General features: G+C 73.0%; 13 protein-coding genes. 11 read left to right on the top strand and 2 right to left on the bottom strand.

The genetic code is table 11. The features are described 5' to 3' along the window. Positions 1-98: 98 nt before the first annotated feature. Positions 99-683 carry an SLATT domain-containing protein gene (locus ACFXG1_RS18185; RefSeq protein ID WP_384743506.1) on the top strand — a complete coding sequence of 195 codons (585 nt, stop codon included), beginning with the start codon at positions 99-101 and terminating at the stop codon, positions 681-683. Between the two features lie 173 nt (positions 684-856). Here the strand turns inward: ACFXG1_RS18185 and ACFXG1_RS18180 are convergent, their stop codons facing one another. Then, complete coding sequence (locus ACFXG1_RS18180) at positions 857-2101, bottom strand: GNAT family N-acetyltransferase (protein WP_384718126.1); 1245 nt, start codon at positions 2099-2101, stop codon at positions 857-859. A gap of 180 nt (positions 2102-2281) precedes the next feature. On the opposite strand from ACFXG1_RS18180, the gene ftsY reads away from it, so the two are divergent. Then, entirely contained in the window at positions 2282-3505 is a 1224-nt protein-coding gene (gene ftsY / locus ACFXG1_RS18175) for a signal recognition particle-docking protein FtsY (RefSeq protein WP_384718132.1), read from the top strand. Positions 3506-3602: 97 nt separating this feature from the next. Here the strand turns inward: ftsY and ACFXG1_RS18170 are convergent, their stop codons facing one another. Beyond that, a complete protein-coding gene (locus tag ACFXG1_RS18170; protein WP_384718128.1) occupies positions 3603-4415 on the bottom strand; it encodes a bifunctional DNA primase/polymerase in 813 nt (270 codons plus the stop codon). A gap of 447 nt (positions 4416-4862) precedes the next feature. Here ACFXG1_RS18170 and ACFXG1_RS18165 point away from each other — a divergent pair, with 447 nt between their 5' ends. The 9 genes from ACFXG1_RS18165 (at position 4863) to ACFXG1_RS18125 (ending at position 16589) form a co-directional block, all read left to right on the top strand. After that, positions 4863-6344 (top strand): hypothetical protein, encoded by a 1482-nt coding sequence (locus ACFXG1_RS18165; protein WP_384743501.1) that lies wholly within the window; start codon positions 4863-4865, stop codon positions 6342-6344. A 395-nt stretch (positions 6345-6739) separates the two neighbouring features. Then, positions 6740-8101 carry an ammonium transporter gene (locus ACFXG1_RS18160; RefSeq protein WP_384743499.1) on the top strand — a complete coding sequence of 454 codons (1362 nt, stop codon included), beginning with the start codon at positions 6740-6742 and terminating at the stop codon, positions 8099-8101. Continuing rightward, the gene (locus ACFXG1_RS18155) at positions 8098-8436 is read left to right on the top strand and encodes a P-II family nitrogen regulator (protein ID WP_142192909.1); all 339 of its coding nucleotides are present in this window, start codon (positions 8098-8100) and stop codon (positions 8434-8436) included. Before ACFXG1_RS18160 ends, ACFXG1_RS18155 begins: the two co-directional genes overlap by 4 nt. Positions 8437-8586: 150 nt before the next feature. Continuing rightward, positions 8587-11073 (top strand): [protein-PII] uridylyltransferase, encoded by a 2487-nt coding sequence (locus ACFXG1_RS18150; RefSeq protein ID WP_384743496.1) that lies wholly within the window; start codon positions 8587-8589, stop codon positions 11071-11073. A 107-nt stretch (positions 11074-11180) separates the two neighbouring features. Then, complete coding sequence (gene ffh / locus ACFXG1_RS18145) at positions 11181-12734, top strand: signal recognition particle protein (RefSeq protein ID WP_384722644.1); 1554 nt, start codon at positions 11181-11183, stop codon at positions 12732-12734. 137 nt (positions 12735-12871) lie between these two features. Further along, on the top strand, positions 12872-14794 hold the full coding sequence (gene ftsH, locus ACFXG1_RS18140) for an ATP-dependent zinc metalloprotease FtsH (protein WP_384720159.1): 1923 nt from the start codon (positions 12872-12874) through the stop codon (positions 14792-14794). A gap of 307 nt (positions 14795-15101) precedes the next feature. Beyond that, positions 15102-15695, top strand: a complete 594-nt coding sequence (locus ACFXG1_RS18135; protein WP_384720161.1) for a hypothetical protein — start codon at positions 15102-15104, stop codon at positions 15693-15695. A gap of 205 nt (positions 15696-15900) precedes the next feature. Continuing rightward, entirely contained in the window at positions 15901-16347 is a 447-nt protein-coding gene (gene rpsP / locus ACFXG1_RS18130; protein WP_384720163.1) for a 30S ribosomal protein S16, read from the top strand. Positions 16348-16349: 2 nt separating this feature from the next. Beyond that, positions 16350-16589 carry an RNA-binding protein gene (locus tag ACFXG1_RS18125; RefSeq protein ID WP_005311361.1) on the top strand — a complete coding sequence of 80 codons (240 nt, stop codon included), beginning with the start codon at positions 16350-16352 and terminating at the stop codon, positions 16587-16589. Positions 16590-16623: the final 34 nt, after the last annotated feature.

The following is a 16623-nucleotide window of genomic DNA, read 5'->3' as shown; positions in this document are numbered from 1 at the left end:
GCGTACTCCCTCTCCGACCGGCGGGCGCACCGTAACTGACGCCCTGTCAGATGAGAAGGGGCGCGGACGGCGGCGGACGGGTGGGGCAGCATATGCGCATGTCGACGAGTCCCCGAGAATCCTCCGCGGCCGCCCCGGCGGTGTCGCCGGTGCCGGTGCCGGTGCCGGTGTCCGAGCCTTCGGCCTCCGAGGTGTCCCCGGCCGCGGTGACCCCGGCCGCGGTGTCCGGCCCGTCCGAGCCGGCCGTCCTGGCCTATGCCGATGAGCAGCTGGCCTGGTTCGCCCGGATACGCGACCGCTCCCGCCGGATGCACTGGACGGTCGAGCTGACCGCCCTGTTCACCGGGGCGGCCACGGTGGTGGCCGCGGGCGTCCAGGCGCCCGCGGCGGCGACCGCGTCCCTGGCCGGCGCCGCCGTCTTCGTCGGCGGCTTCCGGCAGGTCTTCAACCACAACGAGCGGTATGTGCTGGCCGCCGAGGCGTGGACGCGGCTCCATCTGGCGGTCCGGCGGTACGGGACGGTGCCCGAGGCCGACCGGGACGAGGGAGCGCGGCGCAGACTGCTGGAGGAGATCGAGGCCACGGCCGGGACCGAACTCCAGAGCTGGGCCGCGGGCCGCCGCGGCGCGGGCGCGGCCCTCCCCCCTGGTCCGGGCACCACACCGGGCGCCCCGATGCCGTGAGGCGTTCGCGCTCCGGTGGCCGGTGGCCGGTGCGCGGCCTGCGGGGCGCGGGTCGTGGCGTCACCGGGTGCCGGCCCGCGCGTTCCCGGCTCTGCCGGAGTCGTCCGTGTACGTCCGGTACGAAGGTGACCGCTTCTTGGGTACCCGCAGCCGCCCCGCCGGTCAGCCCGGTGTCAGAACTCGTCCGTCGTGTGCGGCAGCAGTTCCGTACGCGACGCCGCGCCCAGCCGGGCCGCGGCGCCCGGGGTGTGTTCGGTGGCCAGGCCGGCCCGGACCAGCTCGGCCGGGTCGAGGTCGCCGAGGTAGCAGGCGGCGAGTTCCCGTACGTCCAGCGTCAGATCGGGCGCCTCGTCCGTACGGTCCACCCGTGTCACCGGGGCCGTATCGCCGTCGCCGCCGGTGACGGTGAGCCGGTAGCGGCCCGCGTTCCGGGGGATGCCCGTGTCCGTGACCTCCAGCACCAGATCGACCGGGGCCGACCAGGCGCGCCCGGCCAGCGCCCCCGGGACGTCCACCAGCCGCAGCCAGAGCGCCGGGAACTCCGCGGCGACCTCCACCCGGTCGCGGTCGGCGGCGAACCGCAGCAGCGGATCGTCCAACGGCCGCCCCCACGCCCGCACCTGGTCGACCAGGTCGACCGAGGTCACATACCGCCACAGCGCCGCCTCCACCGCGGGGGAGTCGCCCTCCAGCTCACCGATGTGCAGCCGGCCCCGGCCCTCGTCGTTCGACTCGGTCCGGTAGATCACATAGCCCGCGGGCGGGGCGCCCGGATCGCCGATCGTCACCACCCGCGGCGCGCTCAGATCGCCGTCCTCCTCGTCCTCGGTCCGCAGGATGTGCGTACGCCACCAGAAGTCGTCCCGGGCCACCCGGCCCGCGCGCCGGGCCCGCGCCGCCTCGTGGGCCGCGCCGATCACCTTGGGCGCCTCGTCCACCGGCACCAGCCGCAGCGGCCGCTCGTCCGGGGCGATCCGCAGCTCCAGCGGACGGTCGGTCTCGATCTCCACCCGGTACGAACGGGTCGCGGGCTCGAAGCCGAAACGGCCGTAGATCGTCGCCTCCGACACCCACAGCGCGGCCAGCGGCACCTCGCGCTCCGCGCACCGGCGCCACAGCTCCGCGACCATGCCGCTGAGCACCCCGCGCCTGCGGTGCGTCGGCGCCACGGAGACGAAGGTCACACCCGCGCACCTCTGCTCCCCGCCGGGCACCGACAGGTTCAGCGGATGGGCACCCAGCAGCCCGACCAGATCCTCACCCTCGTACGCGCCGACGAGCAGACAGTGCTCCAGGGTCTCCCGGTGCAGCTTCCGGAGTTCGTCTTCCGGGTCCTTCTGCAGAAAAACCAGATAGTGCAGATCCAGGGCGCGATCGAGGTGCGCCTCCGGAATGGTCCGATATTCCACAACGGTCATGGCGGGGACGCTAACCCGGCCATCCGGGAGGAGTCACCGGATTTTCCGCGCCGGACCGGGCTCCCACCCCGCCGCCGGCCCGCCCCGGCGGGATCCACGAGATCCGGCCACGGGCCCGGCGCCCTGTGGCCGGGCGCGCCCGGCCCGGCCGGAGGGGGCGTGACCGATACTGGACGGGTTATGGACATCCTCATCCTTGCTGTAGTCATCGCCCTGGTCGCGGTCGTCGCCATCAGCGGGCTCGTGATCAGCGGTCGCCGCAAGAAGCAGCTCCCGCCGTCGGCCCCGCGGACCACCCCGACCATCACCGCTCCCCCCGCCGAGCCGCACGTCGGCGACGAGGCGGAGACACCGCGGGACGAACCGCGCCGCACCATCGAGGAGGTCGGCCTCCCCGATACCGCCGAGGCGTCCGTCGAGACCGCCCCCGCGCCCGCCGAGACCGCCGAAGCCGAGACCGCGCCGCCGCTGGACGTTCCCGAGCCCACCGCCGGCCGGCTGGTCCGGCTGCGCGCCCGGCTCGCCCGCTCCCAGAACTCCCTCGGCAAGGGCCTGCTGACCCTGCTGTCCCGGGAGCACCTCGACGAGGACACCTGGGAGGAGATCGAGGAGACCCTCCTCGTCGCCGACGTCGGCGTCGCCCCCACCCAGGAGCTGGTGGAGCGGCTGCGAGAGCGGGTGAGGGTCCTCGGCACCCGGACCCCCGACGAGCTGCGCACCCTGCTCCGCGAGGAGCTGCTCACCCTCCTCGGCACCGACTTCGACCGCGCCGTGAAGACCGAGAGCGGCCTCGACACCCCCGGTGTCGTGATGGTCGTCGGCGTCAACGGCACCGGTAAGACCACCACCACGGGCAAGCTTGCCCGAGTCCTGGTCGCGGACGGCCGCTCCGTCGTCCTGGGCGCGGCCGACACCTTCCGCGCCGCCGCCGCCGATCAGCTCCAGACCTGGGGCGAGCGGGTCGGGGCCCGTACCGTACGCGGCCCGGAGGGCGGGGACCCGGCGTCCATCGCCTTCGACGCCGTGAAGGAGGGCATCGCCGAGGGCGCCGACGTCGTCCTCATCGACACCGCCGGCCGGCTGCACACCAAGACCGGTCTGATGGACGAGCTGGGCAAGGTCAAGCGCGTCGTCGAGAAGCACGGCCCGCTCGACGAGATCCTTCTCGTCCTCGACGCCACCACCGGTCAGAACGGTCTGGTGCAGGCGCGGGTCTTCGCCGAGGTCGTCGACATCACCGGCATCGTCCTGACCAAGCTCGACGGCACCGCCAAGGGCGGCATCGTCGTCGCCGTCCAGCGCGAGCTGGGTGTGCCCGTCAAGCTCGTCGGCCTCGGTGAGGGCCCGGACGATCTCGCGCCCTTCGAGCCGGAGGCGTTCGTCGACGCGCTCATCGGGGACTGAACACACACCGCGACCGCGACCGGGATCCGCCGCACCCTGTGGGGTCGTCGGCGGACCGGCGCGGAACCGGAGCCGGTCGCGGTCCCGGGCGCTTCCGTTACTCCCCGGCGGGCCCCGCGGAGCGGCGGGTGACGGCGCGATGGCAGATGTACGCCAGAGTTCCCAGCAGCAGCCGGGCCTCCGGCGGGGCCGCGGCCGTGTCCAGCGACGGCGGCCTGAGCCAGATCACCGGGCCCAGACCCGCGTAGTCCGACGGCGGCGCCGTGATGAACGAGCCCGGCGCCGGACAGCGCAGATCGAGATCCGCGTCGTCCCAGCCCATCCGGTACAGCAACTCGGGCAGCGCGGCCGCCGCGCCCGGCGCCACGAAGAACTGGCAGCGCCCGTCGGGCGTCGCCGTGACCGGACCCAGCGGCAGCCCCATCCGCTCCATCCGCACCAGCGCGCACCGGCCCGCCGCCGCCGACACGTCGAGGACGTCGAAGGCGCGCCCCACCGGCAGCAGCACCGTGGCGTCCGGCATCCGGGCCCAGGCGTCGCCGACCTCGTCGAGCGTGGCGCCCGCCGGGATCTCGGCGGCGGGGGAGAGGGGATGCGCACCCGGGGACGCGCACCCGGGGCGGCCGCACGAGCATGCCCCCGATACCCCCGGTGCCGCAGCTGCCGAAGGCACAGCAGACACAGCGGGAACAGCAGACACGGCAGACGTATCAGACGCTAATGAAGCCGTCGGCGAGGCGGACGCGCCCGATGGCGACCGGGCGCCCGGCACCACCGCCCAGCCCCACAGCCCCGTGTACTCGGCCACCGCCGTCACCGCCCGCTCCGCCGCGCGGCCGCGCCGCCTGGAGCCGGGCCGGGCGGACCGGATGTCCCTGATCCCCCGGCTGCCGCCGATCGTGAAGCCCATGCCCACTCCAACGTGTCCCGTTCGCCGGTGGTTACGACCCGAAGTCCACTCGTGACACAGCGTCGCGATCGGAGTGGATCCGGGGTCGCGCCGAGGTGCGACCGGTAGTGCGTATCGCGCCACACGCCGGTGAATGCACCGATCCGCCGACTGCTGATCGTCCTCTGTCAAGTGAATCGCGCCCGGCGGCGGGGGAGTTCATTCGAAGGGGTGGCGAATGGTGGCGTTTCTGGAATCCCGGGCCCGGGGCGGTGATCGTAGGATTACTTTCAGTACGCGAACCCTGACCCGGCGCACACCGTTGGACATCCCGGGGCCACCCCTCTCACCTGTGCGGATCCGGTCGATGTTTCCGCAAGTTCCGTACATAAGGCCCCCGGTCACGGCATTCTGACGGCATCCGGCGAAGGCTCGGGCTTTCAGGCTTCATGGATGGGGGCGTAACCAGTGGACGGCAGCGGAGCCGGTGCGAATACCGGTACCGGCAAGCGCCCGAACGAGATGCTCGGTTCGTGGTTCGTACGCAGCGGCTGGTCCAAGGGGGAACTGGCCCGGCAGGTCAATCGCCGGGCCCGGGAGATGGGCGCGCACCACATCAGTACGGACACCTCACGGGTCCGCCGCTGGCTCGACGGCGAACAGCCGCGCGAGCCCATCCCGCGCATCCTGTCCGAACTCTTCTCCGAACGGTTCGGCACCGTCGTCGCCGTCGAGAGCCTCGGGCTCCGCACGGCCCACCAGACCCCCTCCACCTCCGGCGTCGACCTGCCGTGGGCGGGGCCGCAGACGATCTCCCTCCTGAGCGAGTTCTCCCGCAGCGATCTGATGCTGGCCCGGCGCGGCTTCCTGGGCACGTCCCTCGCGCTCTCCGCCGGACCGTCGCTCGTCGAACCCATGCAGCGCTGGCTCGTCCCCACCCCCGGCGACCCGGGCAGGGCCGTGACGCCCCCGGAGACCGGCGGGCACCGCATGCCCCGGCTCTCCGGGCCCGAGCTGGACCTGCTGGAGTCCACCACCGTGATGTTCCGCCAGTGGGACGCCCAGTGCGGCGGCGGGCTGCGCCGCAAAGCGGTCGTCGGCCAGCTCCACGAGGTCACCGACCTCCTCCAGGAGCCGCACCCCGACCTCACCACTGCCCGCCTGTTCACCTGCGCCGCGGAGCTCGCCCAGCTCGCCGGCTGGATGAGCTACGACGTCGGCCTCCAGCCCACCGCCCAGAAGTACTTCGTCCTCGCCCTGCACGCCGCCAAGGAAGCCGGGGACAAGCCCCTGGGCTCGTACATCCTCTCCTCCATGAGCCGCCAGATGATCCACCTCGGCCGGCCCGACGACGCCCTCGAACTCATCCATCTGGCCCAGTACGGCAGCCGGGACTGCGCCACCGCCCGCACCCAGGCGATGCTGTACGCGATGGAGGCCCGCGCCTACGCCAACATGGGCCAGCCCAGCAAGTGCAAACGCGCCGTCCGGATGGCCGAGGCCACCTTCGCCGACGCCGGAGACGACGGCGAACGCGAACCGGACTGGATCCGCTTCTTCACCGAGGCCGAGCTGAACGGCGAGAACGCCCACTCCTACCGCGACCTCGCCTATGTCGCGGGACGCAGCCCCAACTACGCCTCCCTCGCCGAGCCGCTGATGGAACGGGCCGTACAGCTCTTCCGCGACGACCCGGTCCACCAGCGGTCCTACGCCCTCAACCTGATCGGCATGGCCACCGTCCATCTGCTGAAGAAGGAACCCGAACAGGCCACCGAACTGGCCTCCGAGGCGCTGACCGTCGCCCGCCGCGTCCGTTCCGAACGCGTCAACAACCGGCTCCGCAAGACCGTCGACACCGCGGCCAGGGACTTCGGTGACGTCGCCGAGGTCGTCGGCCTCACCGACCAGCTCACCGCCCAGCTCCCCGAGACCGCGCAGGCCGTCTGACCGGCCCGCGCCCCCGCACCTCCCGCGCCCCCGGTTGCCCCACCCGCCGGTCCCCGCACCTCCCGCGCCCCCGGTCCCCGCGCCCACCGCCCTGTCCGGTCCCGCCCTGTCCGGTCCGCCCCGTCTCCGGGGCGGGCCGGACATCGCCGGTTCATGGCCGCGTAACACACCCGACGCCTTCGTCACCCCCGCGAAACAACACACGGCACCGGCCGAAATCCCACCGCGCCACTCTCGACGCCACGGCCCCCCACACCGCCGGCGAGCGGCCCTCGCCGTGTCCGCCCCTCCCGTCCGCCCGCGACACCCCCGGGCGGACGGCGGACACGGCCGAGGGCCCCGCCCCGCCCGCGGGCCCACCCGCACGCGGCCGAACCGACGACGAGGAGACGCCGATGCCAGAAGGCATCCCGACGCTAGCCGCCGAAGCCCCGGCACTGTCCGCAGCCAACACCGGCTTCCTGCTCATCTGCTCCGCCCTGGTGATGCTGATGACCCCCGGCCTCGCCTTCTTCTACGGCGGCATGGTCCGGGTCAAGTCCACCCTCAACATGCTGATGATGAGCTTCGTCAGCCTGGGCATCGTCACCGTCCTGTGGGTGCTCTACGGCTTCGCCCTCGCCTTCGGCACCGACAGCGGCGGCGTCATCGGCTGGTCCACCGACTACGTCGGACTCGGCGGCATCGGCCTGACCGAACTCTGGGACGGCTACACCGTCCCCGTCTACGTCTTCGCCGTCTTCCAGCTCATGTTCGCCGTCATCACCCCCGCCCTGATCAGCGGCGCCCTCGCCGACCGGGTCAAGTTCTCCGCCTGGGCGCTCTTCATCGCCCTGTGGGCCACCGTCGTCTACTTCCCCGTCGCCCACTGGGTATGGGGCGCCGGCGGCTGGCTCTTCGAGATGGGCGTCATCGACTTCGCCGGCGGGACCGCCGTCCACATCAACGCCGGAGCCGCCGCCCTCGGCGTCATCCTCGTCATCGGCAAGCGCATCGGCTTCAAGAAGGACCCGATGCGCCCGCACAGCCTGCCCCTGGTGATGCTCGGCGCCGCCCTCCTCTGGTTCGGCTGGTTCGGCTTCAACGCCGGATCATGGCTCGGCAACGACGACGGCGTCGGCGCGGTCATGTTCGTCAACACCCAGGTCGCCTCCGCCTCCGCACTGCTCGCCTGGCTCGCCTACGAGAAGATCCGGCACGGCGCCTGCACCACCCTCGGCGCCGCCTCCGGCGCCGTCGCCGGACTCGTCGCCATCACCCCCGCAGGCGGCTCCGTCTCCCCGCTCGGCGCCATCGCCGTCGGGGCGATCTCCGGAGTGCTCTGCGCCGTCGCCGTCGGCTGGAAGTACAAGCTCGGCTACGACGACTCCCTCGACGTCGTCGGCGTCCACCTCGTCGGCGGCATCGCCGGATCCCTCCTCGTCGGCCTCTTCGCCACCGGCGGCGTACAGTCCGACGCCAAGGGCCTCCTCTACGGCGGCGGACTCGAACAGCTCGGCAAGCAGGCCGTCGGCGTCGCCGCCGTCCTCGCCTACTCCCTCGCCGTCTCCGCCGTCCTCGCCCTGATCCTCGACCGGACCATGGGCATGCGGGTCGACGAGGACGCCGAGATCACCGGTATCGACCAGCGGGAGCACGCCGAGACCGCGTACGACTTCAGCGGCGCGGGCGGCGGCACCGGATCCCGGACCAAGGCCCCCGCCGTACCCGGCGACGCCCTGGTGGCCGCGGACCGCACCAGGAAGGTGGACGCATGAAGCTCATCACCGCCGTCGTCAAGCCGCACCGGCTCGACGAGATCAAGGAGGCCCTCCAGGCCTTCGGGGTCCACGGCCTGACCGTCACCGAGGCCAGCGGCTACGGCCGCCAGCGCGGCCACACCGAGGTCTACCGAGGCGCCGAGTACACCGTCGACCTCGTCCCCAAGATCCGTATCGAAGTCCTCGTCGAGGACGACGACGCCGAACAGCTCATCGACGTCGTCGTCAAAGCCGCCCGCACCGGCAAGATCGGAGACGGGAAGGTGTGGTCCGTCCCCGTCGACACCGCCGTTCGCGTCCGGACCGGGGAACGCGGGCCCGACGCGCTCTGACCCACCGGCCGCGGCCGTACGGCACCGGGCCCCGCCCCCACCGGCGGGGCCCCGGGCCACCGAACGAACGAGGGAGCAGCGGTGCACAGCCACGACGCAGCGGCCACACCGAACACAGGGGCCACACCGAACACAGGGGCCGCACCGGAAATGTTCGCGTCCGAACCGGAGCCGCACCCCGCATCCGGCTACGCCGCCGCCCGGCTCCTGCTCCTCAACGACCGGGACCGCCCCGGCGCACCCCGGCGCACCGCCCTCGCCGCCCTCACCGACCACTGGCTCGCCGGCCTCTTCCACACCGCCCGCCGGGACACCGGCGTCCACCGCGCCGCCCTCGTCGCCGTCGGCGGCTACGGCCGCGGCGAACTCTCCCCCCGCAGCGACCTCGACCTGCTCCTCCTCCACGACGGCACCGCCGACCCGGGCGCCGTCGCCGCCCTCGCCGACCGCGTCTGGTACCCCGTCTGGGACCTCGGCATCGCCCTCGACCACGCCGTCCGCACCCCCGCCGAAACCCGCGCGACCGCCGACGCCGACCTCAAAGTCCACCTCGGACTCCTCGACGCCAGGCCCGTCGCCGGAGACCTCGGCCTCGTCGCCGGAGTACGGACCGCCGTCCTCGCCGACTGGCGCAACCGCGCCCCCGCCCGCCTGCCCGAACTCGCCGAACTCTGCCGCGACCGCGCCGACCGCCAGGGTGAACTCCGCCACCTCCTCGAACCCGACCTCAAAGAAGCCCGCGGCGGACTCCGCGACGCCACCGCCCTGCGCGCCGTCGCCGCCTCCTGGCTCGCCGACGCCCCCCGCGAAGGACTCGACGACGCCCGCCGCACCCTCCTCGACACCCGCGACGCCCTCCACCTCACCACCGGCCGCGCCACCGACCGCCTCGCCCTCCAGGACCAGGACCAGGTCGCCGCCGAACTCGGCACCCCCGACGCCGACACCCTCCTGCGCCACGTCTACGAAGCCGCCGGGACGATCTCCTACGCCGCCGACGTCACCTGGCGCGAGGTCCACCGGGTCCTGCGCGCCCGCGGCCGCCGCCCCCGGCTGCGCGCCCTGCTCACCGGCGGCACCCGGCGGCCCGCCCCCGACCGCGTCCCGCTCGCCGACGGCGTCGTCGAACAGGACGGCGAGGTCTGGCTCGCCCGCACCGCCCGCCCCGAACACGACCCGGTCCTGCCGCTGCGCACCGCCGCCGCCGCGGCCCGCGCCGGACTGCCCCTCTCCCGGCACACCGTCCGCACCCTCGCCGGGGCCGCCCCGCCGCTGCCGGTGCCCTGGCCCGCCGACGCCCGGGACGAGTTCGTCACCCTCCTCGGCGCCGGGGCACCCGCCGTCGCCGTCTGGGAGGCCCTCGACGCCGAGGGCCTGATCACCCGGCTGCTGCCCGCCTGGGAACACGTACGCCACCGCCCCCAACGCAACGCCGTCCACCTCTGGACCGTCGACCGCCATCTCGTCGAGACCGCCGTCAGGGCCGCCGCGCTCACCCGCCGCGTCCACCGCCCCGACCTGCTCCTCGTCGCCGCCCTGCTGCACGACATCGGCAAGGGCCGCCCCGGGGACCACGCCACCGCGGGCGAGGGCGTCGCCCGGGACACGGCCCTGCGGATGGGGTTCGCCGCCGCCGACGCGGCCGTCGTCGCCGCCCTCGTACGCCACCATCTGCTGCTGATCCGCACCGCCACCCGGCGCGACCTCGACGACCCGGCGACCGTACGGGCCGTCGCCGACGCCGTCGGGACCACCGGGACACTGGAACTGCTGCACGCCCTCACCGAGGCCGACGCGCTCGCCACCGGGCCCGCCGCCTGGTCCGCCTGGCGCGCGTCCCTCGTCGCCGATCTCGTGGCACGGGTCGCCGCCGCCATCGGCGGGGCCCCGCCAGGACCGGCGGCGGCCGAGGCGCCCGGCGCCGAGGCGGAACGGCTCGCCGTCGAGGCGTACCGCACCGGCGGGCCCGTCCTCGCGCTCCGCGCCCGTACCGGCACGGCCGACTCCGAGGCCGACCCCGCGGGGGACGCGTCCGCCGGGGAAGCCGTGGGCGCCACCGAGCCCGTCGGGGCCGTGCTGCGGATCGCCCTGCCCGACCGGCCCGGGATCCTGCCCGCCGTCGCCGGAGTGCTCGCCCTGCACCGGCTCACCGTCCGCTCCGCCGATCTGCGCGAGATCCCGCTGCCCGCCGCCGTCGGCCCCGGCGCCGCCCCCGTCACCGTGCTGAACTGGCGGATCGCCGCCGCGTACGGCGCCCTCCCGGCCGCCGACCGGCTCCGCGCCGACCTCGTCCGCGCCCTCGACGGATCCCTCGCCGTCCGGGACCGGCTCGCCGAACGGGACGCCGCCCAGCCGCGCCGCCGGGGCGTCGAACCGCCCCCGCCCCGGGTCACCGTCGCGTCCGACGCCTCCCGCCACGCCACCGTCATCGAGGTCCGCGCCCCCGACGCCCCCGGACTGCTGTACCGGGTCGGGCTCGCCCTGGAGGACGCGGGCGTACGGGTCCGCAGCGCGCACATCGGCACCCTGGGCGGAAACGCCGTCGACGCCTTCTACGTCACCGGCGACCGGGGCGGACCACTGGCGGACGAGACCGCCGATCGGCTGGCACGGGCCGTCGAGGCCGCCCTGCGCTGAGGGGCCCGGGGCGTTTTTCCCGGCCGGGGCGGGCCGGTACCTCCCGCGGCCGGATACCCTGGAGGACGATTTCCCCCCGCCCCCGACTCTGAGGACCGAAGAGCGCCGTGTTCGATACTCTCTCCGACCGCTTGGCGAACACCTTCAAGACCCTGCGGGGCAAGGGGCGCCTCAACGAGGCGGACATCGACGGCGCGGCCCGGGAGATCCGTATCGCGCTGCTGGAAGCCGATGTCGCCCTCCCCGTGGTCCGAGCCTTCATCGCCAAGGTCAAGGAGCGGGCCCGGGGTGCCGAGGTCTCCAAGGCGCTCAACCCCTCCCAGCAGGTCATCAAGATCGTCAACGAGGAACTGGTCAGCATCCTCGGCGGCGAGACCCGGCGGCTGCGGTTCGCCAAGCAGCCGCCGACCGTGATCATGCTCGCCGGTCTCCAGGGCGCGGGTAAGACCACCCTCGCCGGAAAGCTCGGCCGCTGGCTCAAGGCCCAGGGCCACAGCCCCCTGCTGGTCGCCTGCGACCTCCAGCGCCCCAACGCGGTCAACCAGCTCTCCGTCGTCGCCGAGCGCGCGGGCGTCGCCGTCTACGCCCCCCAGCCCGGCAACGGCGTCGGCGACCCGGTCCAGGTCGCCAAGGACTCCGTCGAGCACGCCCGCGCCAAGCAGTACGACGTGGTCGTCGTCGACACCGCCGGCCGCCTCGGCATCGACCAGGAGCTGATGCAGCAGGCCGCGGACATCCGCGACGCCGTATCGCCCGACGAGATCCTCTTCGTCGTCGACGCCATGATCGGACAGGACGCGGTCAACACCGCCGAAGCCTTCCGCGACGGCGTCGGCTTCGACGGCGTCGTCCTGTCCAAGCTCGACGGCGACGCCCGCGGCGGTGCCGCGCTCTCCATCGCCCATGTCACCGGCCGCCAGATCATGTTCGCCTCCAACGGCGAGAAGCTGGACGACTTCGACGCCTTCCACCCCGACCGGATGGCGTCCCGCATCCTCGGCATGGGCGACATGCTGTCGCTCATCGAGAAGGCCGAGCAGACCTTCAGCCAGGAAGAGGCCGCCAAAATGGCCTCCAAGCTGGCGAGCAGCAAGGGCAAGGACTTCACGCTCGACGACTTCCTGGCCCAGATGGAGCAGGTCCGCAAGATGGGCTCCATCTCCAAGCTGCTCGGCATGCTGCCCGGCATGGGGCAGATGAAGGACCAGATCAACAGCATCGACGAGCGCGACGTGGACCGCACCGCCGCCATCATCAAGTCGATGACCCCGGCCGAGCGCGCCGAACCGACCCTCATCAACGGCTCCCGCAGGGCCCGGATCGCCCGCGGCTCCGGAGTCGAGGTCAGCGCCGTCAAGAGCCTGGTGGAGCGGTTCTTCGAGGCCCGCAAGATGATGTCCCGGATGGCCCAGGGCGGCGGAATGCCCGGCATGCCGGGGATGCCCGGCATGGGCGGCGGTCCCGGCCGCCAGAAGAAGCAGCAGAAGCAGGCCAAGGGCAAGCGGCGCAGCGGCAACCCCATGAAGCGCAAGGCCGATGAGCAGGCCGCCGTCGAGCGGCGCGAGCAGGCCGCCCAGGAGGGCGGGGCCTTCGGGCTGCCGGCCGGGGGCGGCGACCAGTCGTTCGAGCTGCCGGACGAGTTCAAGAAGTTCATGCGCTGACCGCGCCCGCCCCGCACCGGGGCGGCCGCGGTGCGGGCCAGGACACCCGATCGGCACCCCCGGCTTCGAGCCGGGGGTGCCTCCGCGGTTGTCCACATGGGGATGCCGAGCCCGCCGCCCCGGTTTAACGTCCCGGTATGAGCAACCCCGTGCCGCCGCGCCGGGCGCCCGACGACCCCTGGCGCTCCGAGGGCGCGCCCCCGCCGCCCCCGCCGCGCAAGAAGATGCCCGGCGGCCTGTGGGGGCTGCTCCTCGCCGCCGTGGTCGTCTATCTCGTCGCCAGCCTGGTGCTCTCGCTCTTCCGCGGCGGCCAGGAGCCCACGATCTCGTACACCGAGTTCGGCAAGCAGGTCGCCGCGGACAACATCGCCAAGATCTACTCCAAGGACGAGTCGATCGAGGGCGAGCTGAAGAAGAAGGCCCCCCTGCCGGACAAGGACGGCGACTACACCAAGTTCAAGACGCAGCGGCCCGCCTTCGCCACCGACGACCTCTGGGCCGAGCTGACCCGGCGGAACGTCACGGTCACCGCGGAACCCGTCGTCCAGAAGACCAGCATCTGGTCCACCCTGCTCATCGCCTTCCTCCCGATACTGCTGCTGATCGCCGTCTGGGTGTACGCGGCCCGGAGAATGGGCGCCGCCCTCGGCGGCGGTGGCGGGATGCTCGGCCGCAAGGAACCGCCCCGGCCCGTCGAACTCCTCCCCGGCAAACGCACCACCTTCGCCGACGTCGCCGGGATCGACGAGGTCGAGGGCGAACTGGACGATGTCGTCGACTTCCTCAAGCACCCCGGGGCCTACCGCCGGATGGGCGCCCGGATGCCCGGCGGCGTCCTTCTCGCGGGCCCGCCCGGCACCGGCAAGACCCTGCTCGCCAGGGCGGTCGCCGGAGAGGCCGGGGTCCCCTTCTTCTCGGCCTCCGCCTCCGAGTTCATCGAGATGATCGTCGGCGTGGGCGCCGGCCGGGTCCGGGAGCTGTTCTCCGAGGCCCGCAAGGTCGCGCCCGCGATCGTCTTCATCGACGAGATCGACACCATCGGCCGGGTCCGCGGCGGCGGCGCCGGACTCGGCGGCCACGACGAACGCGAACAGACCCTCAACCAGATCCTCACCGAGATGGACGGCTTCACCGGCTCGGAGGGCGTGATCGTGCTCGCGGCCACCAACCGGGCCGACGTCCTCGACCCGGCGCTGACCCGGCCCGGCCGCTTCGACCGGATCGTGCAGGTCTCCCCGCCCGACCGGCCCGGCCGTGAGGCCATCCTCCGGATCCACACCCGCGACATCCCCCTCGCCGACGACGTCGACCTCGCCCGGATCGCCGCCTCGACCCCCGGGATGACCGGCGCCGATCTCGCCAACCTCGCCAACGAGTCCGCGCTGGTCGCGGTCAAACGCCAGCAGGACGCCGTCACCCAGTCGGACCTCACCACCGCCCTGGAGAAGGTCCAGCTCGGCGCCGAGAGACCCCTGGTCCTCAGCGCCGACGAACGACGGCGCACGGCCTTCCACGAAAGCGGCCACGCCCTGCTCGGCATGGTCCAGCCCGGCGCCGACCCGGTCCGCAAGGTGACCATCGTGCCGCGCGGACGCGCCCTGGGGGTCACCCTCTCCACCCCGGAGGCGGACAAGTACGCGTACACCGAGGAGTATCTGCGCGGCCGGATCATCGGGGCCCTCGGCGGCATGGCGGCCGAGCAGATCGTCTTCGGCATGGTCACCACCGGCGCCGAGAGCGACCTCGAACAGGTCACTCGGCTGGCGCGGGGGATGGTGGGGCGCTGGGGGATGAGCGAGCGGGTGGGGCGGCTCTCCGCCGTCCCCGCCGACGCCCAGGTGCCGTACGGCCTCTCCGCCGCACCCGCCACCCTGGACTCGGTGGACCACGAGATGCGGCGCATCGTCGACGAGTGCTACGACAGCGCCTGCCGCCTGCTCCGGGAGAACCGGCACCGGCTGGACTCCCTGGCGGCGGCGCTGCTGGAACACGAGACGCTGGACGAGGACGCGGCCTACCGCGCCGCCGGCATCCCGCGCCTCACCAAACAGGACCCCTGACCCACGGCCGGAAACCTGTGCGGATCCGGCCGGGAAGCACCAAGTCGGCCTTTTCGCGGGGGCGGTTTCGGTACGGTGTCCGATGTCCGGAGACCCCACGGGGATGCCGGGAGTGCGCGAACCGCCCGCGCGGTGCCCGGAGCCGTACGAGGTACTACGTACCACCTTGATGCGCACTGGGAGTCTTCTCCGCAGATCGACGTACCCGCCCTCGTCGGGACACATCAATGTCAACTGACTGGTACGTGCAAAATATTTGGGATGCCCCGTAATGGAACCGTGGACCGTCCAGGCTCGTTATCACGACGTGAGCACGACACCACCTGTTCTCGCCGCAGAACTGGCACAGGCATGGGCCGATATTCAACGGCACCACCCTGAGCTGCCGGATCTCGCCGCGCCAGAGTCCCTGATCGGAGAGTCGTCGTCCGCCTGCGGCGGCGAGCTGTCCTTCGAGCGACTGCTCCACGAGGCAGTCCACGGCATCGCCGCCGCGCGAGGCGTCCGAGACACCTCCCGCGCCGGCCGCTACCACAACCGCAGATTCCTGGCGATCGCCGAGGAGATGGGCCTCGACCACGCCGATGAGCCGCACCCCAGCAGTGGCTTCTCGCTGGTCGTGCTCAGCCCCGAAGCCAAGCGCCGGTACCGTCCGACCATCGAGCGGCTCCAGCGCGCCCTCAGAGCCCATACCGTCGCCACGGCGTCCGACACCAAACGCTCCTTCCGGGGACCGGCCGCCCGGCACGGCTCCTCGGGCGGCGGCGTCCGGGTGAAGGCCGTCTGCGACTGCGGGCGCAATGTCCGGGTCGTCCCCTCGGTCCTCGCCCAGGCGCCCATCGTCTGCGGAGGCTGCGGCAAACCCTTCCGTATCCCCGAACCGGTCGCCGCGGCGAGCTGACCCCCGGCCCGGCCGCCTGACGGGGGCGGCGCAGGTCCGGGGAACAGCGCGTCATCGGCGTGTGGCACAATGGCTAGCTGTACTCGACGGCCGCACAGGACCCCTCTCTCCTCCGGCTGACGCGTCCATCGGGCACCCGAGTACCGCAACCCCACGTGGCATCTCGTTGTGCCCAACCACGTCAAGACCAGGAGACACCACTTCCGTGGCAGTCAAGATCAAGCTGAAGCGTCTGGGCAAGATCCGTTCGCCTCACTACCGCATCGTCGTCGCCGACTCCCGTACCCGCCGTGACGGCCGGGCCATCGAGGAGATCGGCCTGTACCACCCGGTGCAGAACCCCTCGCGTATCGAGGTCAACTCGGAGCGTGCGCAGTACTGGCTGTCCGTCGGCGCCCAGCCGACCGAGCCCGTTCTCGCGATCCTGAAGCTCACCGGCGACTGGCAGAAGCACAAGGGCCTGCCGGCCCCGGCGCCGCTGCTCGTGGCCGAGCCGAAGGCCGACAAGCGCGCCGCGTTCGACGAGTTCGCCAAGACCCTGGAGGGTGGCGAGCCCAAGGGCGAGGCCATCACCCAGAAGGCCAAGAAGTCCGAGAAGAAGGCGGACGAGGCGGCCGACGCCGCCGGCGCCGCCGAGTCGACCGAGGCCTGAGCATGCTCGAGGAGGCTCTCGAGCACCTCGTCAAGGGCATCGTCGACAACCCGGACGATGTGCAGGTCGCCTCGCGCAACCTGCGCCGCGGACGGGTGCTGGAGGTCCGGGTCCACCCCGACGACCTCGGTAAGGTGATCGGCCGCAACGGCCGCACCGCGCGCGCCCTGCGCACCGTCGTGGGCGCCATCGGCGGCCGTGGTATCCGGGTCGACCTCGTCGACGTGGACCAGGTCCGCTGACATCAGTGGAACACCGGCTCGGGCCGGGGGAGGC

This window comes from Streptomyces sp. NPDC059248, assembly GCF_042753905.1.
In the GTDB taxonomy this organism is placed as follows: Bacteria; Actinomycetota; Actinomycetes; order Streptomycetales; family Streptomycetaceae; genus Streptomyces.
The sequence above is the reverse complement of the archived record's forward strand: the minus strand, read 5'-3'. Positions and strand labels throughout refer to the sequence as shown.